Genomic DNA, 1,603 nt, shown 5'->3' with positions numbered 1-1,603 from the left:
GGGGTGAGACGTGATGCCGAGCCGTATCAGGTGAAGTCAGTGATCCTATGCTGCCGAGAAAAGCCTCTAGCGATGTTCCGAGCGGCCCGTACCCGAAACCGACACAGGTGGTCAGGTAGAGAATACCGAGGCGACGGGCGAACTGTGGTTAAGGAACTCGGCAAATTGCCCCCGTAACTTAGGGAGAAGGGGGGCCGGACGCGTGATCCCACTTGCTGGGGGAGCGTGGTATGGCCGCAGAGAGCAGGGGGAAGCGACTGTTTACTAAAAACACAGGTCCATGCCAAGTCGTAAGACGATGTATATGGACTGACGCCTGCCCGGTGCTGGAACGTTAAGGGGACCTGTTAGCCCGTGAGGGCGAGGCGGAGAACTTAAGCGCCAGTAAACGGCGGTGGTAACTATAACCATCCTAAGGTAGCGAAATTCCTTGTCGGGTAAGTTCCGACCTGCACGAATGGCGTAACGACTTCCCCACTGTCTCAACCACAGGCCCGGCGAAATTGCAGTACGAGTAAAGATGCTCGTTACGCGCGGCAGGACGGAAAGACCCCGGGACCTTTACTATAGCTTGACATTGGTATCCGAATTTAATTGTGTAGGATAGGTGGGAGCCGGTGAAGCTCGGACGCCAGTTCGGGTGGAGGCAATCTTGAAATACCACTCTGTTGGGTTTGGGTATCTAACTTGCGGCCCTGATCGGGTCGAGGGACAGTGTCTGGTGGGTAGTTTAACTGGGGCGGTTGCCTCCTAAAGGGTAACGGAGGCGCCCAAAGGTTCCCTCAGCCTGGTTGGCAATCAGGTGTTGAGTGTAAGTGCACAAGGGAGCTTGACTGTGAGACTGACAGGTCGAGCAGGGACGAAAGTCGGGACTAGTGATCCGGCACTTGCGTGTGGAAGCGGTGTCGCTCAACGGATAAAAGGTACCCCGGGGATAACAGGCTGATCTTCCCCAAGAGTCCATATCGACGGGATGGTTTGGCACCTCGATGTCGGCTCGTCGCATCCTGGGGCTGTAGCAGGTCCCAAGGGTTGGGCTGTTCGCCCATTAAAGCGGTACGCGAGCTGGGTTTAGAACGTCGTGAGACAGTTCGGTCCCTATCCGCCGTGCGCGTTGGATACTTGAGAAGGGCTGTCCCTAGTACGAGAGGACCGGGACGGACGAACCTCTGGTGTGCCAGTTGTCCCGCCAGGGGCACGGCTGGTTGGCTACGTTCGGAAGGGATAACCGCTGAAAGCATCTAAGCGGGAAGCCTGCTTCGAGATGAGGTATCCCACCACCTTGAGTGGGTAAGGCTCCCAGCTAGACGACTGGGTTGATAGGCCGGAGATGTAAGCCAGGTAACTGGTTCAGTCGACCGGTACTAATAAGCCGAGGGCTTAACCACCCTGAACTTTTTGCTCGACGCGTCCACTGTGTGATTCACAGCAAACGAACAACCCGTCATGAACGGTGTGTTGTTGGTGATGCTGGCAGCTGTTTCGGTGGTCATAGCGGAGGGGAAACGCCCGGTCTCATTCCGAACCCGGAAGCTAAGCCCTCCAGCGCCGATGGTACTGCACTCGGGAGGGTGTGGGAGAGTAGGACGCCGCCGGACTCAAC

2 rRNA genes (1 of these 2 cut by a window edge) are annotated in these 1,603 nt (G+C 57.0%); both read left to right on the top strand.

From position 1 onward, the window contains the following. Positions 1 to 1,388, top strand: a 23S ribosomal RNA gene (locus tag ACIA5D_RS51615) (it extends 1,806 nt beyond the left edge of the window). Positions 1,389 to 1,481: 93 nt separating this feature from the next. Next, positions 1,482 to 1,598: ribosomal RNA gene (gene rrf, locus ACIA5D_RS51610) — 5S ribosomal RNA — on the top strand. The last annotated feature ends 5 nt before the right edge of the window (positions 1,599 to 1,603 follow it).

The organism is Actinoplanes sp. NPDC051513 (assembly GCF_044454685.1).
Lineage (GTDB): Bacteria > Actinomycetota > Actinomycetes > Mycobacteriales > Micromonosporaceae > Actinoplanes.
The sequence above is the reverse complement of the archived record's forward strand: the minus strand, read 5'-3'. Positions and strand labels throughout refer to the sequence as shown.